At 55.2% G+C, this 25,614-nt stretch carries 23 protein-coding genes, 1 tRNA gene and 1 riboswitch; of the genes, 18 read left to right on the top strand and 6 right to left on the bottom strand.

Annotated elements, in window-relative coordinates; all coding sequences use genetic code 11:
• Positions 1–8: 8 nt before the first annotated feature.
• A complete protein-coding gene (locus I9182_RS19720) occupies positions 9–1,013 on the bottom strand; it encodes an ABC transporter substrate-binding protein (protein ID WP_209599407.1) in 1,005 nt (334 codons plus the stop codon).
• Between the two features lie 152 nt (positions 1,014–1,165).
• Positions 1,166–1,359: riboswitch (cobalamin riboswitch) on the bottom strand.
• Positions 1,360–1,950: 591 nt separating this feature from the next.
• On the opposite strand from I9182_RS19720, the gene I9182_RS19715 reads away from it, so the two are divergent.
• The 9 genes from I9182_RS19715 (at position 1,951) to I9182_RS19675 (ending at position 10,218) form a co-directional block, all read left to right on the top strand.
• On the top strand, positions 1,951–3,099 hold the full coding sequence (locus tag I9182_RS19715; protein ID WP_209599406.1) for an integrase arm-type DNA-binding domain-containing protein: 1,149 nt from the start codon (positions 1,951–1,953) through the stop codon (positions 3,097–3,099).
• Positions 3,096–3,431 carry a hypothetical protein gene (locus tag I9182_RS19710; protein WP_209599405.1) on the top strand — a complete coding sequence of 112 codons (336 nt, stop codon included), beginning with the start codon at positions 3,096–3,098 and terminating at the stop codon, positions 3,429–3,431. The genes I9182_RS19715 and I9182_RS19710 overlap by 4 nt, the downstream gene beginning before the upstream one ends.
• Positions 3,428–4,105, top strand: a complete 678-nt coding sequence (locus I9182_RS19705; protein WP_209599404.1) for a hypothetical protein — start codon at positions 3,428–3,430, stop codon at positions 4,103–4,105. Before I9182_RS19710 ends, I9182_RS19705 begins: the two co-directional genes overlap by 4 nt.
• Before the next feature lie 93 nt (positions 4,106–4,198).
• A complete protein-coding gene (locus tag I9182_RS19700) occupies positions 4,199–4,399 on the top strand; it encodes a helix-turn-helix domain-containing protein (protein WP_209599403.1) in 201 nt (66 codons plus the stop codon).
• Positions 4,400–4,531: 132 nt separating this feature from the next.
• Positions 4,532–4,780, top strand: coding sequence for a hypothetical protein (locus I9182_RS19695; RefSeq protein ID WP_209599402.1), 249 nt, complete (start codon positions 4,532–4,534; stop codon positions 4,778–4,780).
• Positions 4,777–6,876 (top strand): AAA family ATPase, encoded by a 2,100-nt coding sequence (locus I9182_RS19690; protein ID WP_209599401.1) that lies wholly within the window; start codon positions 4,777–4,779, stop codon positions 6,874–6,876. The genes I9182_RS19695 and I9182_RS19690 overlap by 4 nt, the downstream gene beginning before the upstream one ends.
• A gap of 722 nt (positions 6,877–7,598) precedes the next feature.
• On the top strand, positions 7,599–8,018 hold the full coding sequence (locus tag I9182_RS19685; RefSeq protein WP_209599400.1) for a P27 family phage terminase small subunit: 420 nt from the start codon (positions 7,599–7,601) through the stop codon (positions 8,016–8,018).
• Positions 8,006–8,554, top strand: coding sequence for an HNH endonuclease (locus tag I9182_RS19680; RefSeq protein WP_209599399.1), 549 nt, complete (start codon positions 8,006–8,008; stop codon positions 8,552–8,554). The genes I9182_RS19685 and I9182_RS19680 overlap by 13 nt, the downstream gene beginning before the upstream one ends.
• Positions 8,554–10,218, top strand: coding sequence for a terminase large subunit (locus I9182_RS19675; RefSeq protein ID WP_209599398.1), 1,665 nt, complete (start codon positions 8,554–8,556; stop codon positions 10,216–10,218). Before I9182_RS19680 ends, I9182_RS19675 begins: the two co-directional genes overlap by 1 nt.
• A 147-nt stretch (positions 10,219–10,365) precedes the next feature.
• Here I9182_RS19675 and I9182_RS19670 read toward each other — a convergent pair whose 3' ends face one another.
• Entirely contained in the window at positions 10,366–10,857 is a 492-nt protein-coding gene (locus I9182_RS19670; RefSeq protein ID WP_209599397.1) for a deaminase, read from the bottom strand.
• A 46-nt stretch (positions 10,858–10,903) separates the two neighbouring features.
• Between I9182_RS19670 and I9182_RS19665 the strand changes: the two genes are divergently transcribed.
• Together I9182_RS19665 and I9182_RS19660 are read left to right on the top strand one after the other, a co-directional pair.
• Positions 10,904–11,791 (top strand): hypothetical protein, encoded by an 888-nt coding sequence (locus tag I9182_RS19665; RefSeq protein ID WP_209599396.1) that lies wholly within the window; start codon positions 10,904–10,906, stop codon positions 11,789–11,791.
• Positions 11,792–12,364: 573 nt separating this feature from the next.
• Positions 12,365–12,826 carry a hypothetical protein gene (locus I9182_RS19660; protein WP_209599395.1) on the top strand — a complete coding sequence of 154 codons (462 nt, stop codon included), beginning with the start codon at positions 12,365–12,367 and terminating at the stop codon, positions 12,824–12,826.
• Positions 12,827–12,864: 38 nt separating this feature from the next.
• Here the strand turns inward: I9182_RS19660 and I9182_RS19655 are convergent, their stop codons facing one another.
• The 3 genes from I9182_RS19655 to I9182_RS19645 all read right to left on the bottom strand — a co-directional run bounded on the left by I9182_RS19655 (position 12,865) and on the right by I9182_RS19645 (position 15,376).
• Positions 12,865–13,476, bottom strand: coding sequence for a BglII/BstYI family type II restriction endonuclease (locus tag I9182_RS19655; protein WP_209599394.1), 612 nt, complete (start codon positions 13,474–13,476; stop codon positions 12,865–12,867).
• Positions 13,477–13,490: 14 nt separating this feature from the next.
• Positions 13,491–15,110 carry a DNA (cytosine-5-)-methyltransferase gene (gene dcm, locus I9182_RS19650; RefSeq protein ID WP_209599393.1) on the bottom strand — a complete coding sequence of 540 codons (1,620 nt, stop codon included), beginning with the start codon at positions 15,108–15,110 and terminating at the stop codon, positions 13,491–13,493.
• 190 nt (positions 15,111–15,300) lie between these two features.
• Positions 15,301–15,376, bottom strand: a tRNA-Thr gene (locus I9182_RS19645).
• A gap of 181 nt (positions 15,377–15,557) precedes the next feature.
• On the opposite strand from I9182_RS19645, the gene I9182_RS19640 reads away from it, so the two are divergent.
• Positions 15,558–16,427, top strand: coding sequence for a hypothetical protein (locus I9182_RS19640; protein WP_209599392.1), 870 nt, complete (start codon positions 15,558–15,560; stop codon positions 16,425–16,427).
• Positions 16,428–16,449: 22 nt separating this feature from the next.
• Here I9182_RS19640 and I9182_RS19635 read toward each other — a convergent pair whose 3' ends face one another.
• Entirely contained in the window at positions 16,450–17,310 is an 861-nt protein-coding gene (locus I9182_RS19635; protein WP_209599391.1) for a LysR family transcriptional regulator, read from the bottom strand.
• Between the two features lie 137 nt (positions 17,311–17,447).
• Between I9182_RS19635 and I9182_RS19630 the strand changes: the two genes are divergently transcribed.
• The 6 genes from I9182_RS19630 (at position 17,448) to I9182_RS19605 (ending at position 25,514) form a co-directional block, all read left to right on the top strand.
• Positions 17,448–18,620, top strand: a complete 1,173-nt coding sequence (locus I9182_RS19630; RefSeq protein ID WP_348540414.1) for a pyridoxal phosphate-dependent aminotransferase — start codon at positions 17,448–17,450, stop codon at positions 18,618–18,620.
• Positions 18,617–19,819, top strand: coding sequence for an acyl-CoA dehydrogenase (locus I9182_RS19625; RefSeq protein WP_209599390.1), 1,203 nt, complete (start codon positions 18,617–18,619; stop codon positions 19,817–19,819). The genes I9182_RS19630 and I9182_RS19625 overlap by 4 nt, the downstream gene beginning before the upstream one ends.
• An 11-nt stretch (positions 19,820–19,830) precedes the next feature.
• A complete protein-coding gene (locus I9182_RS19620; protein WP_209599389.1) occupies positions 19,831–22,020 on the top strand; it encodes an alpha-ketoacid dehydrogenase subunit alpha/beta in 2,190 nt (729 codons plus the stop codon).
• A gap of 5 nt (positions 22,021–22,025) precedes the next feature.
• On the top strand, positions 22,026–23,054 hold the full coding sequence (locus I9182_RS19615; protein WP_209599417.1) for an ACP S-malonyltransferase: 1,029 nt from the start codon (positions 22,026–22,028) through the stop codon (positions 23,052–23,054).
• A gap of 469 nt (positions 23,055–23,523) precedes the next feature.
• Positions 23,524–24,708, top strand: coding sequence for an integrase arm-type DNA-binding domain-containing protein (locus I9182_RS19610; protein WP_209599416.1), 1,185 nt, complete (start codon positions 23,524–23,526; stop codon positions 24,706–24,708).
• 32 nt (positions 24,709–24,740) lie between these two features.
• Positions 24,741–25,514 (top strand): class I SAM-dependent methyltransferase, encoded by a 774-nt coding sequence (locus I9182_RS19605; RefSeq protein ID WP_209599388.1) that lies wholly within the window; start codon positions 24,741–24,743, stop codon positions 25,512–25,514.
• The last annotated feature ends 100 nt before the right edge of the window (positions 25,515–25,614 follow it).

Here is a 25,614-nt window from a genome sequence, read left to right as displayed (position 1 = left end):
GACCTCGTTCACAGGTTGTTTCCGATGGTATCCAGCTTCTCGGCCAGATCCTCCAGTGCCGGGATTGCGCGGATGGTGGCGTCCATGGCCTGCGCATCCATAATGACGATCCGGTCATTTTTGACCGCATCCATCTGGCTGGTCACCGGATCAGCGCGCAGGAATTCCAGCTTTTTCAGGTAGTCGTCCGCAGCAAAACGACGGCGGTCCATCTTGGCAATCACGATCACTGTCGGATTGGCCTTGGCAATGGTTTCCCAGCCCACTGTCGGCCATTCTTCATCCGTCTCGACGACATTGCGGATGCCCAATGTGCTCATCATGTATCCCGGTGCGCCTTTTTGTCCGGCCACAAACGGATCGCTTTCCATTTCAGGAGAGGAAAACCAGAACACGGCTGACACGTCGTCCAGCTTCACGGCTTGCGCCTTGGCGACGGCTGCGGCTTCGCGGGCCTTATACTCAACAACCAGGTCCGTGCCGCGTTCGGACACATCAAAGGCTGCCGCCAGTTCTTCGATACCCTGATACAGCGTATCGGTCGAGAACGCTTGCAGGCGGGTGCCATCGCCGCCGACCGTATTGTCTTTGCCGACGCAATCCGCAGGCATCACGTAAGTTGGAATACCCAGTTCGTGAAATTGCTCACGCGTGGCGACGATGCCCTCGGGCCCGACATGCCATTCATATTGCGCTGCGACCAGTCCCGGCCGCTTGGCAACCACGCTTTCAAAGCTGGGATCATTATCTGCCAGACGCTCTACCTTGGCATTCACCTCGGCATATTCAGGCAGCACCTCGTTGAACCAGACCGAGGTTCCAAGAACCTGTTCGCCCAACCCCAGCGCATAAAGCACCTCGGTCGCGGCCTGGCCGACCGTGACTGACGACGTCACCGGAGCGTCAAACGTGACCGAGTGACCGCAGTTTTCGATGGTTAGGGGAAAGTTTCCTTCGGCGACAGCGCTGGTAGCCAGCAAGGAAAGGCCAATCAGGCCAGTGCGTAGAAACATGACAATCGATCTCCATGTGTCAATGACCAGAGAACGGGTGAATGGGCATTTACCGAAGCAACAGACGCTTTTCTGCCTGCTGTAAGCGCAGAGTGGAATACAGCCCGCCCAGCGCGTTTCTTCGGCAACCTCCCCGGACAACCCCGCCCGGTGTGTTTCGGTTTCATACCGGCAGGTCTCCTGACTGACGGGTCTTTGTCTGTCCTGTCTTCCCAGACCAAAATGGCCCAGTGACGGAAATGGACAGCGCTCGCCGCCTACAGTTGCGGGGGCAGTTCCGGTTGGCACCAAAAGGCACCTCGGATTCCCTCTTAGCCACATCGGGACCGGTAAAACGCGGGTACCTTAACAGTTACCCTGCGGCAAGAAAAAACTCGGGTGTATCCCGCAGATTTTCTTGGAGCAATAAGCCACGCTACAAGACCGCGCTTTTTGTTTTCTCAACGGACTACAATTGAAGATTCCAGGTGGATTCTTGTTACGTTTTGGGTAACGCCAGCAAAGTGCCCGTGACGTCACTTTTCGTCGCGGCCCAGTCCACTGATCTCATCCAACACATCGGCCGCCTTCAAAACGGTTTCTTGCGAATTTCGAGCGGAGGGGTTCCAGCACCTAACCCGGTGGACAGACTGTGATTCACGTGTTCGCGTTTTAGTGTATTAAGGGTGCACTCATTTGTGCCCTAATTTCCGGGCTAAAAACCCAATGAAATAAGGAAACAAAGGCTCTGAGGTGATGATAATGGTGCCCCCACACGGACTCGAACCGCGGACCTACTGATTACAAATTAAAATTGCACAATCTGCTAAGTCGCTGGAATAGTGTCGTAAACCCTTGAATATATTTGTTTTTATATAAATATTGATGACGCACGCTGATTGACAATGACGTCTGATAACGTACATAGACTGACATATGACTGACACGAGGCGCTGACATGGCAATCAAACTTAGCGCCCGCAATCTGGCCGAGGCGCAGGCGGGCAAACTGTTCTGGGATACTGAGGTTAAGGGCTTTGGCGCACGTAAGGCCACCAACGGCGACGTGACGCTTTTCCTCAATTATCAGGTTCGCGGAACTGGGAAGTATAAGCGGCTGACAATCGGCAAGCTGGGCGAGTTAACGGTTGATGCGGCCCGCAAGAGGGCAGCCCAGATGCGGCTAGAGATACGCGCGGGAATGGACCCCAGCCAGCAGGCCGAGACGGTAACAGCCAAGGCCAAGCACTCTGACACCTTGGGCCAGTATGTCTCGCAATGGGTAGACAGTCCCAAGCACTCTTGGAGCGACAAAACCCGATACGATTACCGCAAATCGATGGAACGGCATTTGCTGGATACGCCCGAGGCCAGCAAGCGCATAGGCGAGATTTCACGAGCGGACCTTATGCGCCTGATCGATGCCGCGACGGATGCCAGCGCCTCTGGCGGCGCGTTGTTCTATCGCGTCCTGTCCTCGTTCCTGACGTGGTGCGATGACCGAGAGTTGTGCGAGGTTACGCTACCACGGGCCAAGCGTGTTGCACCCCCCGTTCCGCCCCGTACGCGCGTCATGTCGGATGATGAGATTAAAGCCCTCTGGGACGCCTCAAAGGTGCTGACACCCAAGACGCGGGCTTGCGGGCGTTTGATGCTGCTTACTGCCCAGCGCACAGGAGCCGTGCAACGCCTGAATGCCGATTGGGTAACACAAGCGGGTGTTACGTGGCCTGCCGAGGCGATGAAAGCTGGCCGTGCTCACTTCACCCCCCTGACGCCGTGGGCATACGATTGCCTGCGCCCTGCCCTTGCGGATGCCGAGGGCGAGATATTCGGCCACAATACAAACCGTCTCAATCTGGCTTGGCGTAAGCAGTGGCGGCCCAAAGCTGGGGTTGATGCTGGATTGCGGATGCACGACGTGCGCCGATCACTGCGCACATGGGCTGCTGCTAATGGATACGGCCACGAGGCCAGCGAGGCCGCACTAGCGCACGAGGTGCAACGTGACGCTCTGGCCAAAGCCTATCAGCAGCACGACTATGCCGAGGAAGCCGCCGAGGTGTTACGTGGCTGGCAAAATCATGTGCAGGAGTTGGTCGCGTGATGGAATACGAACTGGACTTGAACGGTTACGATTTGGACCAACCGTTGGTTTATTACTGGATTGTGGGTAGTGACGATTACGTTGGAAAGGCTGGTGCCGGACGAGGAAAACGACGCATAAAACGCTACGCACGAAACGTTCAAAGGATGACAGAAGGCAAACCGCCTTTGAACGGTAGAGCATATCGCGCGGTTCATATCAGGTTAGCCGAGGCCGTCCGCAGAGGCGAAAGTATAACTGTTCGAATTTTGGAAAACTGCGACCCGGGCGAACTGATAGGGCGTGAACGCGCGTTAATCGAACAACTCAAACCGACACTGAACCGAACATGATCGATGACATAACGGCAGCCATAGACAGCCTGCGCCCTCTGGTGCCTGAGTTTGACCGCGCGTGGTATGCGGCCCAGCGAGGTGACAGCCACCCAGTCGCGGATGAACTGGCAGTTGATGTGGTTGCGGTACTTGAGGCTCTGGCCCGCGAGGCTGCCCCCGACATTATCGCCCTTGGTCTCAACCCAGATGACAGGGACGCGTTACGCAATGGTGTTACGGACCCAGCCGTTTCATTCTATCTGCAATGTTACGAGGCCAGAGCGACGTTCAGGTATTGGGCCGATGAGGGCGACTTTGACGCCCAGCTAGGAGCCGTTGAACTGGCGGCGCACAAATGGCTGACCAGCGGCAACCCCAGCCCAGATGCCGCCGAGTTGCGCAGCGCCAAGGCACAGGCCGCAATGGCCGAGTTGAAACGCAGGAGCCAGCAGAGTGGCAACACGCGTAAGGCTGCCGACAGGAAAGCCCGCAAGGCCGCCGCATGGGCCGTGTTCGGTCTCGACAAGCCGAGCGGGCCGAGCCTGATTGCGAGGCTCAAGACAGCTACGCCCGAGCAATTGGAACGGCTGGCCGAGATTTACGGCTATCGGGATGCTGTTACGTTCGAGCGTGACGCAGGGGACAGAGATACCGCATTGCGAAAACAATTACAGAGGGACAACCGAAAGTAGAATTTGGGGACAAGCATTGTTTGTCCCCTGACAGACCGCTTTTTATGCCCACTATGGGATGTCACCGAGAATCACGAATTGTGAGGTGACACGATGCGACATGCACAGGCTGCCATATCCGAGCAGCTACTGACCGCCAAGGAAACCGCCAAGATACTGGGCATAGCGCACGAGACGCTTGCCAGATGGCGTGCGCAAAAGCGCGGCCCCCGCTGGACGCAAACGGGCCGTTACATCCGTTACAGACGCTCTGACGTTGACGCGTGGCTTTCTGATGATGATGAGGCCGCCTGATGCCTCGCCACTCACTCGCCCAAACGTAAACGAGGCGGCCACCACAGCCGCCCCGCTCAAGTCAGTTATCGTAATCGATTGGAACGCGATGACGATAACGGCCCGAGCGTCATCCGACAAGGAAATCCCCAGATGCGTATTCAATGGACGCACGACAAACCGAACGAGGGATATTGCGGCCTGATCCGTGTGAGGATTTGGGAAGCAATACCCAAAGTCTCTTGGAAAGCCTCTGCCGAGGCATTGGAGCAAGTACCTGGTAGCCCATGCCTGCGCCCCAGTGGCCGTGTACTGACCGAAATGCACGCGACCGAGGAACAGGTGCGCGCCGCCGCCGTGATGCTATGTGCTCGCCTGATGGCGGATGAGGTGGCGGCATGACTGTGCAGCGGATGAACGACCCAAACGACATCTGGCAGCGTGCCTTTGCCGAGCGGAACTGGTTGATATTTGCGATTACCGAGGCGAACCCCGAGACAGGCAAAACGGGCAAGTATCCGACATTGCCCAATTCGGTACGGTATCCGCACACAAAGGATGCAGCCGCCCAGTTTACCCAAGCTGAGGTGCAGCTACAGCTTGGGTTACCACGCCCCGAAAACCTAACGTCGATCAACGGCGACAAGATCATAGGTTTTGAAATTGGCTACCTGTCACGGCCCGACTCGGTTCTCGCTCTTGCCGATCTGGACAATTGCCGCGACCCCGCAACAGGTGCTGTGTTGCCTTGGGCAACCGAGATATTGAACCAAACGCTTACCTATGCCGAGGCCAGCGTATCTGGTACGGGCGTGCGCGTTGCGATGCAGAGAATGCAGGGCGATGAGCAACACAGCAGCAAGGAAGCGAACGATTGCGGGTTCTTTGCCGACGGGGGCCGCGCCGCCGTTCTGACGTTCAAACCCCTTCAAGGCTACAATGTCCAGCCAGCCCCAGCACCAGCCCTGCGTGATGCTATCCTTGCCCGTCGCGGTCCAGTAGCCGCCGGGGGCGATGGTGCCACGTCCGAGATTGAGGCGACGGTATCCCCTGACCTCATGGCCGCCATGCTGAACGCCCTACCCAATTACGGGCCGCCGAACGGCAGTAAAAACAAGCGCGGCCTCACCTATGATGACTGGATAGACGTAGCACTTGCCGTTTGTAACAGCTTGGGACATGCCGAGGGGCGGATCATGTTCGACGCTTGGAGCCAGAAATCCGAGAAATACGACGCCAAAGAAACCGCAAAGCAATGGCGCACCCTAAAGCCCGATGGCCGCCTGACACTCGGTCGCGTCCACTATCTCGTAAAGCAAGCCAATGGCGGCACGTTACCGCCCGAGGTGGCGCGGTTGATGCAGGAGCGCCATAACGCGCCTCATCTGGCCATTATGCCGACAGCAGAGGCGGCACTGGCAAACCTGCAACGGACGCCCGTTCCGCAGCCGCTGGGGTTGAGCGGATACAAAGGCAAATGCAGCGCCGCCCAGTTTACAGACGGATACGAGCCTTTCGACTACCTGCTCGACGGGGTTCTCCAAACTGGACGTGTTCAGGCTCTGACGGGCTTCACAGGCCACGCCAAGACAACAACCGCACTGCATCTGGCCATTGCCGTTGCACGAGGTGCTCAGTTTTGCGGGCACGACACGCTGCAAGGGTCCGTTTACTTTCTGGCAGGCGAGAACCACGACAATACGCGCGTTCAGTATCTGGCCGCTTGTCATGCTCAAGAGATCGACCCGGCCAAATTGCCTATCTACTGGCACGAGGGGCCGTTCAATGTTCAACAGGACGGATGGCAGATCATTGCCGACGTGGCGGGCATAGACGATCTGCGTCTCATTATTGGCGACACGCACCAAGCGTTCTTTCAGGGCGACAGTGACAACGACAATATGCAGATGCTGGAAGCCGCACGACAGTGGCGACCCCTGACCCAGCAAATCCCCAGCCGCCCGACGGTCATCATTCCGACGCACCCGAGCGGCAAGACAGCGGACAGGCAAAATCTCGTGCCGCGTGGTGGCGGCGCATTTCTAAATGAAATCGACGGTAACCTGACGACGTGGAAAGACCCATCGGACCCTTTCATCCGCATTCACTGGCAGGGCAAACACCGTGGCCCAGACTTCAAGCCCATGACGTTTGAATTGGAGTTGTACAACGACAGCAAGGTTGCTGACGCCAAGGGCCGCCCGTTGCAGGTTCCTGTTCTGACCGAGACGACCGAGGGCAAGGTTACCGACAAGGAAGCCGCTGGACGTGTCGCTGAGTTACGCATTCTCACTCACCTGTCAGTCTATCCAGACTCGTCATATCGAAAGGTTGCCGAGGCTACGTCAATTAGCAAATCAACCGTCGAAAGACGGATAAAGGCTATGATTGCCGACAAGCGTCTCAAGTCGCTGGGGACAGGTGTCTATCAGGTGACACCCAAGGGTGACGCTTTTGTGCAGGCAATACATATAGACGATGAGGATATCGGTTCATGACGTTTCTATATCCGCAATCCTATACGAAAAGGGTGTCCCACACCCCAAAAAGGGCTGGGACACGTCCCACCTGTTGTCCCGGGGACAAAACGTCTGGGACAGTGGGACAAAACGGTATGTTTTCCCTTTACTGCCAATGGCTTACGCGAACAAAAGTTGTGGGACAAAATTGGACCAAACGTCTGTCCCGTCCCACTACGGTCCCTAGAAGGACCGTAGTGGGACAACGTGGGCCAAAACGGAACGTTCTAAAGCGTGTGAACGTTACGTGTTCAACAGCGTGTGACCGTGTGTGCTGCCATGACTGTTGAGCGAAAGAGCAAACGGCCCGAGGTGGCCCAGCGTAAGCGTTGGTACGGTACGGCACGCTGGAAGCGGTTGCGTGCAAGAGTGCTGGCCAACGGTCCAATCTGTTCTGTGTGTCATGCTGTTGCTGCAACTGCCGTTGACCACGTTGAGCACGACAGCAGCAACTCTCGCTTTTGGGACATCGAGAATCTTCGACCAATCTGCAAACCGTGCAACAGCAAGTTGCGTCACGCTGCTGATGCCAACGCCAAGCGCAACGGCATAGGCCACCGCTCACAAGCCAGCGGGGGGCGAGGGCAGTCTCGCAATTGGGAGTTCTCCACCGACGCGTGGGGCAACGAAAGACACACAGCGCCTGTTCGTGACCGAGTGGCCGAGATTTTCAACCGTTACAAGAGAGGGAAATAACGCAAATGCCGAACCCTACAACGTCCGAAAAATCGCAACTTACGGCGATTCAGAACCAAACAGCCGAAACCGTGCCGTTTGAGGTGCCAATTATGCCCGAAAGTCTCAATCCAGCTTACTGGGCTGAATGGGATGGCCTCATTCGTCACTTGCACAGGCAAGAAGCGTGGACGCCCGAAAAGGCCAGCGTGGTTGAGACGTATATTATCAACCTCGCTGCGATCCGTAGCGCCCAGATGCGTATGACTTTGGATGGCGGCCCTATTGGGCCAGACGGAAAGCAGCACCCAGCGTCTGCAATTATCGTGCGGCACTCAGGAGCCTTGAACAAACTGGGCGAACAACTCGGGCTTGGTAAAGGCAAGCTATTGCCCGTCAAAAAGGACGAACCGCAAACACCTGGAAATTCGGTATGGCAGGCGTAACCGTTGAATACCTGCGTGGTGCGGTTCGATACGATCCAGAGACGGGATTGTTCTATTGGCTCTGGCGGCCAGATCAAACCGACAACCGCAATCGCAAGTATGCGGGCAAGCGGGCATTTACGACTTTGTCTGTCCGTGGGGAATATGTTTGTCGAATTGACGGGCGTTTGGTGGGGGCCAATCGGGCCGCAATTGCACTCATCAAGGGACGTTGGCCCGAGAATGATGTTGAACACATCAACGGCGTAAAGACGGACAACCGCTATGTGAACTTGCGGGAATGTACGCAAGCCGAGAACCGCCGCAACTATCCTCGCCAGAGCAACAACACCAGCGGAACTACTGGTGTTGTCTGGGATAAACGTAAAGAGCGTTGGATTGCGCGGATAAAGGTTGATGGTCGTATGATCTGGCTTGGCCGCCACCTCGACAAAGATGACGCCATTGCCGCCCGCAAGGCCGCCGAGGCGAAATATGGGTTTGACCCGATGCACGGGCGCAGTGCAGCCGCGCGGGCCGAGAGGAAACTATCCTGATGAGTTACATCCGCCCCGTAACGCCAGCCAATCCAGACTGGGCGCACGCACCAGACGCCCAGTCACTGGTGCCTGTGCTCGACCGAGACGCCGTGACAGCCGAGCGGTTCGTTACGCTGTGCGGAAAGTTTACGCTCACTCAGGGACCAGCAGCAGGGGACCGATTAGAGCACCACTGGCTGCCGTGGCAACGCGATGCACTCAAGGCCAGCTTTCAAGTACGCGAGTCTCTTTGGGTTCTGGGTAAGGGCAGCGGCAAATCTGTAAGCGTGGGTGCCTTTGCTCTGGGCTATGTCATGTTGTCCTCAATTCTCGGGATCAACACGCGCGGGCAAGTTGTCATCATGGCCGCGAATATCGAAGGCGCAAAGATCGTGTTCAACCACATCTTAGAGGCCATTCTGGCGGATGATGAGTTGCGCCCCCTATTCCGTAGTAACGCCCAGTCCAAAAGCCTGACGCACGTTACGAGTGGTATCGTCATTCAAATTATCTCGTGCTCTATGCGTAACGCAGTGGGCCGCCGCCCTGTGTTACTGATCTTGGATGAGTTGCACGAAATGGCGCAACTGAGTGACGCAACCGCCGCGATCAATCAGTTACGGCAAGGCGGCGCAAACTGGGGCCGAGACTTCAAGGTTCTCGCCATTACGACGATGTCGATTGAACCGCCCCAAGGTGAATTCAAACGCCAGCTTGCTTATGCCCGATCCGTGCGAGGCGGCGACATCCAAGACCCTGACTTTCTGCCCCTGCTTTACACCTTCCCGCTGACCGAGCGGCCCGACCTAGACCCGCTGGACCCTGCGCAGTGGTGGCGGGGTATGCCCTCGCTGCGCACAGCCGATCAACCCGGCACGATGGATGCCGCCGAGTTGGAACGAGAGTTACGGCAAGCGGCTGATGCTGACGATCAGGAAACCTTTGCCCTCACTTTGTCCCAGCGCCTTGGGATTGAGCGAAACGACAGCGCCGCCAATGCGGAAAGCATCCTGCACTTGCACTTTGACAAATGCCCGCGCCTCGTTCCGTCTGGCCCGTATGATTTCACCGCCGTGGGCATCGATGCAGGCGGGCTAGATGATCCAGCCGCCGTATGCATTGCCAGACGCACCAAGGCCGCCCAGCGCCGCCTAGAATTGACGGTACATCAGTTTCTCACCCAGACGGGTTACGAGCGTGCGCCCGATAATCTACGCGACACATACGATGCAGCGGTTTCCAATAAAACGTTACACATTCATGAAACGGCAGAGGCGATGCAGGCCGCCATGTTCGATCTGGTGGCCCAAGCTGGCTGCGACGTTGTGGGCGGTGATGAGCACGGCCAGACGGGCTTTGCACAGGCGCTGCGTGACGCCACGGGCAAGAGGTTTGAGGCCGTGCCGCAAACTTGGATTCTGGGTGCAGCCCTCGCCAGTCTGGAAGCGCGTTTGCTTGATGGCGCGGTATCGCACAGCCATTGCCCCCTTTTACTCGCAAACGTTGAAAATCTTTTGGTTGAGGAACTGGCCAACGGAAACCGTAGGCTCAAGAAACGTGACAACCGTTTGAGCGGCCAAGGATACGCAAAGATCGATGGCATCATATCCGTAATCAACGCAACGGCCCTGATCGATGAGCACGGCCACCGTGCTTTTGACGCTGGGCGATTAATCGGGTGACAAAATAGATGGTCGTCGGTTGTATTCTTTGAGTTCCAGTGCCAGTGCCTTCCGCTGCCCGTACCGCCCATCCATGCCTCTCATTTTGGCGAAATCATTAGGGAAGTTGATTATTTTTTGGCAATCATGCTTCTGTTGCGACAGATTCTAAATAGTATACGTCATCCCCGCGCGACTGTATGTTTCAACACTAACATTGGCCAATTCAAATATTCTTCGAGCAAAATGGTAGTGTTCCATCCATTTTTCATCACGCTTTCCTTCAACCCCCGGTTCTGCAGCGACTAATCGCGAGATACCAGAAGAGGCAATCGCTCTCGCGCAATCTGCACACGGAAAGTTGGTTACGTACATTGTCGCTTGGCTTGGGTCCGCTTTGTTCCTGAGTGCTGAGAATATGGCGTTGCGCTCTGCGTGTTCGAGGAGAAAGTACTTCGAATTAAAGTCCTCATCTATTGCCTTGATACTGTCTTCCTTAGACATCCCCATAGCTTTGGGTGTTGCGTTCGTACCGGCACCGATAACCTGCCCGTCGTTGTTGACAATCAACGCCGCAACCTGCCGGTGCGGGTCATGGCTTTGCGCTCGAAGCTCTTGACATTGCTGCAAGAATATAAGGTCAGTATCCGTGATAGTCATTTTACCGAGTGAGCATTTGATTTCCACACAACATAAGGAAGTTGTTATGAAACTACTAGCAGGTGGAGACTTGCAGAAAGATCTGTTCTTTAAAAAAGGCGAGCCGATAATCAAGGGGTCGACTTTTGATCTTACTATTGGAAGTATTTTCGACTCGAAAGGGGACAGACATGTACAGCCATATATGCTGCAACCGCGTGAAATGATTCAAGTGGTTTCAGCAGAAGTGTTCGAGCTTCCAAGCGACGTAACTGGGCATGTGACTTATAAGACAAGCCTCACTAGAAAAGGAATCTGGGCTTTGACAGTCGGCATCATCGATCCTGGATGGGACGGGCCAGTGTCAACGACACTATTCAATTTCAGCAAAGTTGAGTTTCCAGTAGCGATCGGAACTCCTTTTTTACGTGTATCCTTATTCCAGCACGAAAAGGTTCCCGATAGACTGTTGAAGAAAGCTGAGCTGGATTCAAAGTACCGACAAGATGTGCAGATCGCCGCTAGAAAAGACTTTCCCTCCTCGTTTCTGGACTTAGATCAAGTGGCTAGTTCGGCCAGCGAGCTTGCGTTAAAGAAATTTCAGAAAACCGCGCTGGTTCTTATTTCCGCGAGTGCCGCTCTGTTTGCGACTATTCAATTGGTAATGGCCTTTTCTCCACCTCTTGCATACGGCTGGTTATCTAATAACCAGGTAGAAATGGAGAGGTTGCGCCTTCAGATTGAACATCTTCAGCAGGAATTCGAGACCTCTACTCAGGCAGAGGTGGGTAAGCTGGGCCATCAGATCGAGCTGCAGCATCAAAACTTAGAAAACTCTACTCATGTAAAAGTGGAAGAGCTGCGGCACAAGATTGAATATCTTCAGCAAAATTTCGAAGCCTTCAGACGCGATAGCTCATTGAGTGACGACGCTGTACAAAGCAAGAAAGACTGATCGCATTCATTGGGTCATAATATTTGCAGAAAAGCCTGTCTGAAGCTCAAAGTACGTTGGCTATATGTACTAGACGTATATGTTTCCGCGTCTCTGTGACGCTTGCAGCAGTGTAAAGCCGTCGACTTCCGACTACGGAGGAATGAATTAGCATGAGATGTCCATGGAGCGTTGAACCGCCCGATTGGTTGAGCATTGCGGATTGGACATTCAAAACTCCATTTGGACAGTCCGCTTAGTCCGCGGAGCGGACATCAATATCAGATACATCGAGAAACCGCATCACGTCCTTAGACGACGGAAGTGGTGAGACCGTTTTCGTCTGGTTTGGATCGGATTTTGCTTCCATTACTGCTTCATCTAAGCTGCAAACCAAGATGGACATCGCTTAGGTCTGATTGCACTTGTTAGGCTGAATTGATGCTATAAAGCCGTTGCAAAATAGTAGGGGATCAATTCGTTGAAAATGCCAAAGTTGCTCGCGCCAATTGGGCTAATTCTACTTTCTGTCTTGGTTCCTGATTGGCTTTGGAGTGGTTACGGCCCTGACTTGGTGAGGCAAAGGAGATAGAATTGGAAAAGCACCAACTCATTCAAAAAATGTTGCGCAATGCATATGACTTAAAAGCCGGTTCTGAAATCTTGTCCAAGAAATTGGTTACATCAAGCGTCGGGCAAAACTTACTCGACATTCTCGAACTTGAAATACTGTTGAAAGCAGTTCGTATCGCAGAATTTGGAAAGCCAGAGAAACTTTTCCATGACTACCCCGAAATTTGGTCAAGGATTAGCGAAAACACTAAAAAAGACTTAATCGAAGTTGCGTGCGAACGTTATGCAGGCAAAATAAATCTCACCGACGTTGACTCTGTTCTTTCCGACTTAAGAGCAGCTTTCGTTGAAGACCGATACTCTTACGAGAAAGAAGGTGAGTGGGAGTTGAAGTTTCATCCGTTTGAAAGAATGGGTCTAGCTTTCGCTATGAGGAATTGGCTTAATAACTGGCTTAATACCAGTTCGAACCCAAACAATTGAAACCGCGTACTACTTGGGACGCCTGGACTTTACGTGGCCTAAGAGCCTATACCTACGAGAACCAGCGGCACTGCCGGCGTGCTGCGTCCTTGCCTAAGTAAGTTATACAATTCACCCTCATAGTGAGCCGGACCGGAAGACATCTCGCTTTGCAACGACTTCATCGGTACAATTTCTATGCCCAAGTCTATTTTATCCCCGACAAAAAACGCCATATGTTTGACGAATAGATCGTAGGCGACGAAAGCGTATTTACCGAATTGCACTTCTACGGCAACTCGTTCCTTTACGAAATCTGTCTGATTGTAGGAATAAAGTGCATTAGAACCTGCTTTCTCTATTTCCTCTTTTTGTTCCGCTGCGGGCAATTGAAGTGTTTGTCGTACCAACTCAACGTTTCTTGTGACGTAGTACGAAGTTCGTTCTTCTTGCCAACCTCGTTTGGATAGTTGTTTTTTGAAACCATCGTTCATGTCTGATGGGGAGAACTTAAGCTGCCCCTTCATTTGTTGTTCTTTTGAAATTTTTGTCCTGCACTTTTCCGCATCGACTGAAGCGATAGTATCTTCGATGTCTTTCCAGATTTCAGGTTTGTGAACCTGAAGAAATTCCCAACCATTTAGGTGGGAATAAAAGTCTACTATTTTCATTTTCGTAGAAACCTTTAGGCCGCCTCACTTTGACCAAGTTTGCAATCGCGAGAGTTGAATGCTGCTTGCAAGCAGGCCCCCGCAATGATTGGCTTGGCATATCTTCGTAGTTTCTTTTCACCGATACGAGCCACGTCAGAGCCGTTAAAAACCAAGCGACTGACTAATTCTTCCGCGACCGGGTCGTCTAGACCAGCCACGGTTTCGGCCTCCAAGGCGGCTGCCGCTAGGCTTCCGACACAATCTATTAAATCAAAGGGGTGCGGCCCAGTGCCACGATGTGACCAAGCAAGTTGAACTTCTAGATCATCAAACTGCGGTAATTTGGTTCTCGCGCTATCGATCAACAGTTTGAATTGGTCAGCAACTTCAGGAGTAACCCCTTTGACCGCAGACAGTATTCTTTGCTCATCAAACATATGCCGTGAAATTCTTTTCGAGTCTCCACAGTAAAAGTCAACAGACCAGTCGGACCCCTCTTTGCCATTTGTAAGTTCAAATCGGGTTCCGCTTTTGAAGCGTAAGTTCGGCACGGCAAATCGAAAGCGTCGTTTCTCGGGATACGAACGACCAACGAGATCTGGCTGGGTTGAAGGCGACATGGATGGCCTTATCGCATTGGAAGAATCTACCAAAGTGTGAACTTTTACATCAAGCGCACTAATGCCCTGCAATGCATTTCCAATGTAGTAAGTAAGTACTGGTGGAATTGCGTTTCCGATCATTTTGAGTTTCTCTGCGTGCGATACACCGTGAAATTGAAACTCAATTGGAAATCCCTGAAGGCACGCTCGCTCGCGAACAGAAAGCCTACGGTACTCTTCACTTCCTGGTGAACACTCTACAACGATACTCTCTCTTGAAACCCGTGTGCATACAGCAGTCACAGTTCGAGATGGCTTATTCGTGTCGTCTGGGAATGCCATGCCGTTATAAATCGGATGGTGTTGTTTCATTTCGTAGTTAAAGCGAGTTTCTTCTTTGCTCAGTGCAACTTCAATATCCGTTTCGGTAAGTTTTGCTGGCCGCCGCTCAGAGAAATTCGGGTCCACACCTTTTTCCACTGCCCTTAAAACACTGCCTAACGTTTCGACGGACGTTTTACTTTGATAGGAAGTCAGCAAGTTTAAATCGAAGTTTCCAACAAGACACCGCTTGCGGGCCTGAGGAAGCCCAAATTGTGAGGCATCGACAACATCAATCCATGCATCGTCTAGAAGTCGCCCCGCCGACCCCAGCACCTTGTTTTTCTCATTGCGCAATGCACGCAGGACATTCGCTACTCTGGGTACATTTTCGAAAACCCAGTACTTTGGTTTTAGAAAAGCGACTATCTCAAGAAATTTCTTGATGTCCTTCAACCCATCCGAAACGTCTCCGCTGCCTCCCCTGTTAGAGTAAGAAAACTGTGTGCAGGGCGGACTACCAACAACAAAATCAATCCCTTTCGGCAAATCATCAAGCAATAAGCTGCGTATATCGACCTTCTCAACGCTACCGCCAAGGTTCTGTTTATGGGTTTCTGCAGCGGCAGACCACCATTCATAGGATTTCACCACTTTGATTCCGGCTAATTCCAGCCCGAGGGACCACCCTCCAATCCCTGCGTATAGGTCGATAGCTCGGAGTGTCACTGATCGCTCCACTTGTGTTGCGCACCCAATAAAACCCAAGATGTAGGCCAGATGCAACTCTAAATCGACACCTTCAACGCGACAAAGGCATTCGACTCAACCATACTAACAAGAGACTGACAGGACGGGTTTTGGAAACTGGCAACGATGCGCTGCCGTGAGTTTTATGTGAAATATTTCAGTGATTTAGTGGTGCCCCCACACGGACTCGAACCGCGGACCTACTGATTACAAATCAGTTGCTCTACCAGCTGAGCTATAGGGGCACTGGCAGTCGATTACTTCGTCCGACAGAGGACTTCAACCCTCATTTTTAACTCGAACTTGGGGATTGCCCGATTTCCTGAGAAAGTGCAGAAACCGCACGGTTGGTTCGTTGCAGATTTTCACGCGACGCAAAGACATAGAATGGGATGGACACAGCCCCTGAGGGTAAAAGGACAAAAGATGCAGGTAATAATCCATGCCGGGGCCGCTTTCGCCGATGAAGGGCAAGTGCTGTCCTCGCTTTCGGCAAACAAGCAGGCCTTGGCGGATTGCCGTGCTGCGATCTTGGGACCGCGCGGCGGACGTCAGTTTGTCAAGGTTCTGTCTGATGCCCTTGCTCAGGATTTGTCTGATGCAGAAACACAGGACGGGCTGCACGCCTTTCTTCCGGATGATCCAAATGTTGATCGTGTCATCCTCTCTAACGACAAGTTCTTTGGCCCAACACGCTCTGCCCTGCAACATGGACAGATTTACCCTTTTGCCGGGCAGCGGACAGCCTATGTGCAGACCTTGCTGGACGATGCTCAGGTCGAAATATTTGTCGGTCTGGTGAACCCCGGTTTTTTCATACCCAAGGTCCTGATGTCGATCCATGAAGATCACCGGCAGGAGATTCTGACCAGCACCGATCTGAGTTGCCTGAGCTGGTTGAGCATGATCGAAGATCTGCGCGATCTTGCACCTCAGGTGCGGCTCACTTTGTGGAAGAACGAACATTTGCCACTGATTCTGGGGGATATCATGCGCGCAATGGCGGGCCTGCCCGGTGACGCTCCTCTGGTGGATGAGTATGCGTTGCTGTCGTCGCTTCTGACCGAAACCGGTCAACGGCATGTTCAGGACATTGTTCAGGGCGGTGTCGGCCTCGACAAGGACGCTCAGCGCGAAAGCCTAGCACGGGCCTTGGAAGACCATGCCCGGCCCGATGAGATCGAAGAAGAACTTGATCTGCCCGGCTGGAACGCAGACATCGTTGACGCATTTACAGAGCTTTACGAGCAGGATCTGGCAATCATCCAGACCTTGCCCGGTATCAGGGTGCTGTAACCCTTCTGTCGCGTCCGCACCCTTACAGATGCCTTTTCGTTTGCCGGATGATCCAGTCCGCAAACGCTTGTACGGCTTCGTTCCTCTGCCCGGTCGGCGTTGCGATGAAATACGCGCTGCCCGAGGCATTTGCCAGTTGCCCGGTCTGGACCAGCGCGCCTGACGCCAACTCGGCCTCGATCAAGTAAGACGGTAGAATCGCAGCCCCAAGTCCGGCAACTGCGCCTTCGATCAGCATCGAGAACTGATCAAAGCGCATCCCTGGAAAAACCGCCCTGGCGTCAAGCCCAAGGCTTGCATGATACTCGGACCATAGCCCGGGCCTCGAGGTCAGATGCAACAGCGGCAGATCGAACACATGCTGTTCCTCGAACGTCCGTTGGTCGCCCAACAACACGGGCGCAGCCGCTACAACAAGTTTTTCCGGGAACAGCTTGCGCAGTCGCGCACCGGGCCAGTCTTCGTGCCCAAAGTGAATGGCAAGGTCCATGCGCCGCTCTTCCAGGCTGAACGGCGTCGTGTAGGAATGCAGATCCAGTTCGATCCCCGGATGCAGGTGCTTGAAATCCGGCAGTCTGGGCAACAGCCACCGTGTCGCAAAGGTGGGCAGGACAGCCAAGGTCAGCAACGACGCACCGTCACCGGCCGCGATCGCACGATTGATCGTACCGTTCAGACGCTGAAGGTCTCCGGCAAGTTCTTCAAACAAAGCGCGACCTGCCTTCGACAGGCGAACGGCACGTCCGACCCGGCGAAACAACGTCACCCCCAGCGCAGCCTCAAGTTCACGCACCTGACGGCTAACCGCGCCCTGCGTCACACCAAGCTCTTCTGCTGCCATGGTATAGCTTTCGTGGCGTGCGGCAGCCTCGAAGCTGCGCATGAGGGCAAAAGACGGGAGGGAGCTGATTCTGGGCATGTCACTTATGAGTTTTAGTCACTGAAACGATACAAAACAGCGTATTTTTATCAAGTTACTTTGCAGGTAGAACCTCAGTTACCTTCAGGGGTAGATTAACAGTGTTCCATCGCGCAAACCGACTAAACGGTATCGAATTGTCCGAAATCGTGCAGATTTCCGAGGCCGCCGCACGCTTGCGTTCGGAAGGGCGCGATGTGCTGGCGCTGTCGACCGGTGAGCCTGACCTGCCCACCCCGGCCCATGTAGTCGAAGCTGCCCACGCGGCAGCGCTGGACGGCAAGACAAAGTACCCGCCGACGGCCGGGGTGCTCGACCTGCGCGCCGAAATTGCCCGGCAGGCCAAAGCCGAAGTGGCTGAGGTCATTGTGTCCACTGGCGCTAAGCAGGTGATAGCCAATGCCATGCTGGCCAGCCTGGATCCCGGCGACGAGGTCATCATGCCCGCGCCCTACTGGACCAGCTATTCTGACATTGTGCGGATGGCGGGTGGGACGCCCGTCATTCTGCCGTGCCCGATGGATCAGGGATTCAAGCTTCTGCCGGAACAGTTAGAGGCCGCAATCACACCGCGCACGCGCTGGCTGATGCTCAACACGCCGTCGAACCCGTCGGGGGCAATCTATACGCAGGATGAAATTGCCGCCCTCGCATCTGTTCTGTCTCGGCATCCACAGGTCTGGGTTCTTGCGGATGAGATTTATCGCCATCTCAGCTTCACTCCGTTTGTTTCAGTGGCCGAGGCGGCCCCTGACCTTGCCGACCGTCTGCTGATCGTCGACGGTGTCGCCAAAGCATGGTCCATGACCGGTTGGCGCATCGGCTGGGGGATGGGGCCGGTCGAGTTGATCAAGGCGATGGTGGCCGTTCAGGGGCAGGTTACATCGGGTGCCTGTTCGATTGCACAATGGGCTTCGCTTGCTGCGCTGACCGGCAGCGCGGACCTGTTGGAAGAACGCCGGGCTGTATTTTCAGAACGCCGAAATCTGGTGGTTGCAGGGTTGAACGCAGTTCCGGGTTTACGCTGCGCGGCACCCGACGGGGCGTTTTACGCCTTTCCTTCCTGCGCCGGACTGCTTGAGGATCAGGGTGGACCGTTCAAAAATGACGCTGACTTCTGCACCTGGTTGTTGGAAGATGCCGGTGTCGCTCTGGTTCCCGGTCGCGCCTTCGGGTTGCCCGGACATTTTCGCCTGAGCTTTGCTTATGCCCAAGATACAATTGCAGCGGGGCTTGCACGTCTCAAAGCCGCTGTAGAAAGGAAACTCTCATGAAACCACAATCCCGCCCCCAGCTTGGCCCTTTCACTTGGGATGACCCTTTTCTGCTGGAAGACCAGTTGGCCGAAGACGAACGCATGGTGCGCGATGCAGCCAACGCCTACGCGCAGGACAAACTGTTGCCCCGTGTAACTCAGGCTTTTGCCAATGAAGAAACAGACCCCGAAATCTTTCGCGAGATGGGGCAAATGGGCCTTCTGGGCACGACTATCCCCGAAGAGTTCGGCGGCATCGGAGCCAGCTATGTCACTTACGGTCTGGTCGCACGCGAAGTGGAACGGGTCGACAGCGGTTACCGCTCGATGATGTCGGTGCAGTCCAGCCTCGTCATGTACCCGATCTATGCCTACGGAACGGATGAACAGCGCCGGAAATACCTTCCGAAACTGGCCAGCGGTGAGTCTATTGGCTGCTTTGGGCTGACCGAGCCCGATGCGGGTTCGGACCCCGGCGGCATGAAAACCGTCGCGAAAAAGACCGATGGGGGCTATGTCCTCAACGGGTCAAAGATGTGGATCTCGAACGCGCCCATTGCTGACGTGTTTGTTGTCTGGGCCAAATCAGACGGGCATGACGGCAAGATCAAGGGTTTCGTTCTTGAAAAAGGCACACCCGGCCTTTCAGCCCCGAAGATTGAAGGCAAACTGTCGCTGCGCGCCTCGATCACGGGTGAGATCGTGATGAACAATGTCGAGGTCGGGGAAGATGCTCTGTTGCCGGGTGTCGAAGGTCTGAAAGGGCCGTTTGGCTGCCTGAACCGTGCACGATACGGTATCGCCTGGGGATCGATGGGCGCAGCTGAGGCCTGCTGGCACGCTGCGCGGCAATATGGTCTGGACCGAAAACAGTTCGGCCGCCCTTTGGCGCAAACGCAGCTGTTCCAGCTGAAGCTTGCGAACATGCAGACCGAAATCGCCTTGGGCCTTCAGGCCGCTCTGCGCGTGGGTCGCCTGATGGACGAAGCCCGCGCAGCGCCAGAAATGATCAGTCTGATCAAACGCAACAATTGCGGCAAGGCACTTGAGGTCGCACGCCACGCACGTGACATGCACGGTGGCAATGGCATCAGCCAGGATTTCCACGTGATCCGCCACATGGTGAATTTGGAAACCGTGAACACATATGAAGGCACTCATGATGTTCACGCCCTGATCCTGGGTCGTGCGCAAACGGGCCTGCAAGCCTTCGCCTGAGGACGACAAAGATGGATCGCGCAACCATTGTGCATGACAATTTCCTGCGCCGGGTTGCGGCACGGGATTTCCCCGCTGGCGCGACGCCGTCTGGCCCACTGACAGCGTCCGAAGCGGTCGGGCTATATCGCGCGCAATGTCTCAGCCGCGCGTTGGACCGCCAAAGCCGGGCAATGCAGAAAGCAGGTCAGGGGTTCTATACCATCGGTTCCTCTGGTCACGAAGGGATGGCCGCGGTGGCGACAGCCTTGCGCCCGACGGACCCTGCTTTTCTACATTACCGCGACGCTGCGTTTCAGATCGCCCGTTCGGATCAGGTGCCGGGGCAGAGCCCGACATGGGATATTCTGTTGTCCTTCGCTTCATCCTCTGATGATCCGATCAGCGGTGGGCGGCACAAGGTGTTGGGGTCAAAAGCGCTTTGCATCCCGCCGCAGACCTCGACCATTGCCAGCCACCTGCCCAAAGCAGTCGGCGCGGCTTATGCAATCGGGGCAGCCCGCCGTCACAAACCCGAACATGCGGAAATGCCGGACGACGCCATCGTCTATTGTTCCTTTGGTGATGCCTCGGCCAACCATTCCACCGCGCAAGGCGCATTCAACACCGCGCAGTGGACGTCTTACCAGTCGGTTCCCCTGCCGCTGCTGTTCTGCTGCGAGGACAACGGGATCGGAATTTCGACCAAGACACCACAAGGCTGGATTGCCGCAACATTCTCTCATCGACCGGGACTGAAGTATTTCATGTGCGACGGGCTCGATATTTTCGAAACCTACCGTGTCGCTCAAGAAGCCGCCGCCTATGTCCGCAGCCGTAAGAAACCCGCATTTCTGCACATCCGCACGGTGCGCCTGTATGGCCACGCCGGGGCGGACATGCCCACCACCTACATGCCAAAATCCGAGGTCGAAGCCGAAGAGGCGAACGACCCCCTGCTGCACTCCGTCCGCCTGCTGGAACAATCGGGTGCGATGCAACCGGATGACGCCCTGAAGGTATACACCGACACCTGCGACCGCGTCGCCCGCGTCGCCGACAAGGCGATCACCCGCCCTCGCCTGAAAACCGCGGGTGACGTGATGGCCAGCCTGATCCCGCCCGCACGCCCCTACGCCCCGACCAATGGCCCGACACCCGAACATCGGGCTGAAGTATTCGGCGGCGACCTCAAAGCACATGCTGAACCCCAGATCATGTCGCGCCTGATCAACTGGGCCCTGAGCGACCTGATGCTTGAACACGGTGAGATCGTGATGATGGGCGAAGATGTCGGGCGCAAAGGCGGTGTCTATGGCGTGACGCAAAAGCTTCAGGCCCGTTTCGGACCCGACCGGATGATCGACACGCTGCTGGACGAACAGTCGATTCTGGGCCTTGCGATCGGGATGGCCCAAAACGGGTTTACACCCATGCCGGAAATCCAGTTCCTGGCCTATCTTCACAACGCCGAAGACCAGTTGCGCGGAGAAGCGGCCACCCTGCCCTTCTTCTCGAACGGTCAGTACACCAACCCGATGGTCGTGCGCATCGCCGGGTTGGGGTATCAAAAGGGTTTTGGAGGACATTTCCACAATGACAACTCGGTCGCTGTATTGCGCGACATTCCGGGGCTGATCCTGGCCTGCCCATCGAACGGTGCCGACGCCGCGCGGATGCTGCGTGAATGCGTTCGCCTTGCGCGTGAAGAACAGCGGCTGGTCGTGTTTCTGGAACCCATCGCGCTCTACCCGATGCGGGACATGCACGAAGCCGGAGACTCAGGCTGGATGCACACCTACCCCGACCCATCTGAAAGGATCGGTTTCGGCGAGGTTGGCGTGGATGGCGACGGCGACGATCTGGCGATCGTTACCTTTGGCAATGGCGTCTACCTCAGCCATCAGGCGCGCAAACCGCTGGAGGCCGACGGGATAAAAACCCGGATCATTGATACGCGCTGGTTGTCGCCGCTGCCCAAAGACGCGCTGACCCGGGCCGTAAGCGGTGCCAAGCGGATATTGATCGTCGATGAAACCCGGCATCACGGCGGCGTGGCCGAGGCCCTGATGGCCCATTTCCACGAAACCACTGATGTGCCGATGGCCCGTATTACCGCCGAAGACAGCTTTATCGCCACCGGCCTGGCCTATGCCGCGACCATGCCATCGAAAGACAGCATCGAGGCCGCAGCAAGATCCCTGATGGAGACGGGCAAATGAGGTCTGTGAAACAAACCGCTGTTGTCATCTGTCCGGGACGCGGCACCTATAACAAACCCGAATTGGGGGTTCTCGGCCGGCATTTTACCGACAAGGCCCTGCTGGCACATTTCGACGACATGCGCCGCGCGCAGGGTCAGGAAACCCTAAGCGAACTGGACGGCGCGCCCCGGTATTCCGTGGCAAAGCACACGCGCGGAGACAATGCCTCGGCCCTGATCTATTCCGCGACGCTGGGCGATTTTCGTGCCATTGATCCGGAAAAGGTCGACGTGGTGGCTGTGACCGGAAACTCGATGGGTTGGTATTCGGCCCTGGCCTGCGGGGGTGCCTTGACCGCCGAGGCTGGGTTCGAGGTGGTCAACACCATGGGAACACTCATGCAGCAGAGCCTGATAGGCGGCCAGTTGATCTATCCTTTCATGGATGCCGACTGGCAGCCGAACCCGGCACGCAAGGCCGAACTGCTGGCTCTGGTCGCTGAGATCGACGGCACCGGCGCGACCCTCACCCTGTCAATTGATCTGGGCGGAATGCTGGTTCTGGCCGGGGATGAGACTGGGTTATCCGCCTTTGAAAACAAGGTGCCTGTGGTGCAGGAACGCTTTCCGATGCGGCTGGCCAACCACGCAGGGTTTCATTCACACCTGCAACGCCCAGTTGCCGAAGCCGGTCGCACCCGCCTTGCCGCAGATCTGTTCCGGCAACCCAATCTGCCCATGATAGATGGCCGCGGTCAGATCTGGTGGCCCGGCGCCTGTGATCTGGACGCGCTTTGGGACTACACCTTGGGTCACCAGGTGACCGAAACCTATGATTTCACAAAAGCCGTATCACAGGCCGCGAAAGAGTTCGCACCCGACATGTTCATCGTCACCGGACCGGGAACCACACTGGGCGGGGCTGTCGCGCAGTGCCTGATCCTGAGCAAGTGGGACAAGTTGCAGGACAAAGCAAGCTTTCAGACCAGCCAACGCGAAGACCCTTCGCTGATCTTAATGGGGATCGAGGATCAACGCACACGTGTGACCTGACCTTGCACACCCTGGCGGTGCGCCCGGCGCAATCTGATCGATCGCGGATATTCCGCTCCACTCGGTGCACCGAGCCGTCTGTTCAGAGCCCACCCGAGCAAGCGCCTTGCTTTTCAATTCCACGATTCCGGAACGGGAAAAGATGACAGAGTGCTAGGCTTTAGACGGCAACCTGTTGTCCAATGCTATGGGTCATTTGGCACCTTCACGCAAATCTGGACTCTTTCGGTCAAGCATCTTGCAGACGAGCCAAAGGCCCAAACATCGAACGCGAAGCGTTTGATATCCATCGCTCATTTCTTTGGCTTAAATGGTGCCCGGGGGCGGCACATGCAACCTGTTTGAGATTGTTCGTTCTTGTGCAGTTTCCCATTCAGTTACAACGTTCTAACTGGTTTAACTGTCCAGGCTTGTCTTGCCGTGTTTGGCGCTATCCAATAAGTTAAGGTGGATATTAGGGTGGATAGAAATGCGGGCAACGAACAGACTTTCAGCCTCCTTTGTAAAATCTGCACCGGTCGGTAAACACTGCGATGGAGCTGGGCTTTGGTTTATTAAACGAGACGACGGTGGAGCGCAGTGGATGCTTCGTGTGACTGTGCATGGCCGAAGGCGCGAAATGGGCTTAGGCGGCTATCCAACTCTTTCTCTTGCAAGTGCTCGAAGTGTTGCACAGCGATGGCGTACGGTTGCTGCGGAAGGCCGTGATCCGGTCAAGGAGCGTGAAGCAGAGGCACGTGCGGCACGGCGGGAAGATGTTTCACTTGCGGTTCTGACTGCAGATGCATTCGAAGCGCGAAAGGCTGAACTCAAAGGCGATGGAAAAGCAGGGCGTTGGCTCTCACCGCTAAATGGGCATGTACTGCCCAAGCTTGGAAAGGTGCCAATAACAGACATTGACCAGCGCGACATTCGCGACACCCTGGCCCCAATCTGGCACACAAAAGCCGACACAGCGCGCAAAGCAATGAACCGGCTAAACATTGTCTTTCGCCATGCGGCCGCGCTTGGATTGGACGTTGACCTTCAGGCAACAGAAAAAGCCAAAGCGTTGTTGGGAAAGTCACGTCACAAGCCGAAACACATGCCAGCGATGCTGTGGAGCGATGTCCCTGCCTTCTACTCAAGCTTAGAGGAACCCTCGCTCACGAACCTCGCTATGAGGTTTCTCATCCTAACCGGTGTTCGCTCTAAACCTTTGCGCTTTATCAGGCTAGAACAGATTGAGGGGCACGTTTGGACTATACCCGGTGAGCTCATGAAAGGTCGAAAAGGGGCAACAAGTGATTTCCGTGTGCCGCTTTCGAAGGAAGCGCAACGCGTTCTCGACCTTGCCCTACCGCATTCCAGAAATGGTTTCCTTTTTCCGAATACACGGCAGGGCGTGATCTCTGATATGACACTGTCACGAATGATGGAACGTCGCAAACTGGAGGCCCGCCCGCATGGCTTCCGCAGCAGTCTGCGCGACTGGCTGGCTGAAGCCACCGACGCGACACACGAAGTTGCGGAAGCAATGCTGGGACATACAACCGACTCTGGTGTCGTTCGAGCTTACAGACGCACAGATTTTCTTGAGCAGAGATCTGTGCTGGCGGAACGTTGGGCGGACTTTCTGTCAGGTGGTGCAGGTCATGTCGTGAAGCTAGCGTGACGGCCAGGCATTGAGGGGGTCACTCTATGGGTATGGAATACGACGACGCGGCAGCCGAGCGACTAGAGGCGGTTTACCTTGGGCCGGACGTAGTTTCTCAAAGAGAAGACACCCTTCAAAGGATTTCGGTTCAAAAGGGCGAACGGGTCTTGGATATTGGAAGCGGCCCCGGCTTTCTTGCGGCTCAAATAGCGGATCAAACAGGACCCGGTGGTGAAGTTGTAGGCATCGACATTTCGGAACAGATGGTCGACCGCGCAACGAAACGAAGTGAGCATGACTGGCTAAGCTATCGTTGCGCCGATGCGACCGAACTCCCATTTGAAGACAGCTATTTCGATGTGGTCGTTAGCACCCAAGTTGCTGAATATGTGCCTGATGTAGCGAAGTTTTGCAGCGAAGTTTTTCGTGTTCTCAAACCCGGCGGACGTGCTCTGATCCTTGCGACAGACTGGGAAGGTGTCTGTTGGCACAGCGAGTATCCGGATCGAATGGACAAAGTACTCAAGGCTTTTGCACCACATTGCGCCGACAGCAAACTTCCGCGAACGCTTGGCGCTCGTCTTCGAAACGCGGGTTTGGTTGTCAATGAGGTGAGCTATTTCTCAATCATAAATACGGACAGGTACGATGGTTGCTATGGCGAAGGGATGGTGCCCTTCATTGTGGCCTACGTGAAGGGACAAAAAACTGTTCCAGATGATGAACTGCAGGCGTGGGCAGAAGAACAATCGGCACTTAATGCAATTGGGGAGCATTTCTTCTCGACTGGCCGATTTAGTTTCTCCGTCAGCAAACCATCCTGATCGGCAAGCAGACATTGGGGCAGCGACAGCGAACGGCAGCAAAGTCCCGCAAAGCAGACGCCCAACGAGCTCTTTCTGATGGCTGCTTCTGACCTCACCA

Origin of the sequence: Ruegeria sp. HKCCSP351, from assembly GCF_017872535.1 — a bacterium.
Lineage (GTDB): Bacteria > Pseudomonadota > Alphaproteobacteria > Rhodobacterales > Rhodobacteraceae > Ruegeria.
This window is presented reverse-complemented; position numbering and strand designations above follow the sequence as displayed.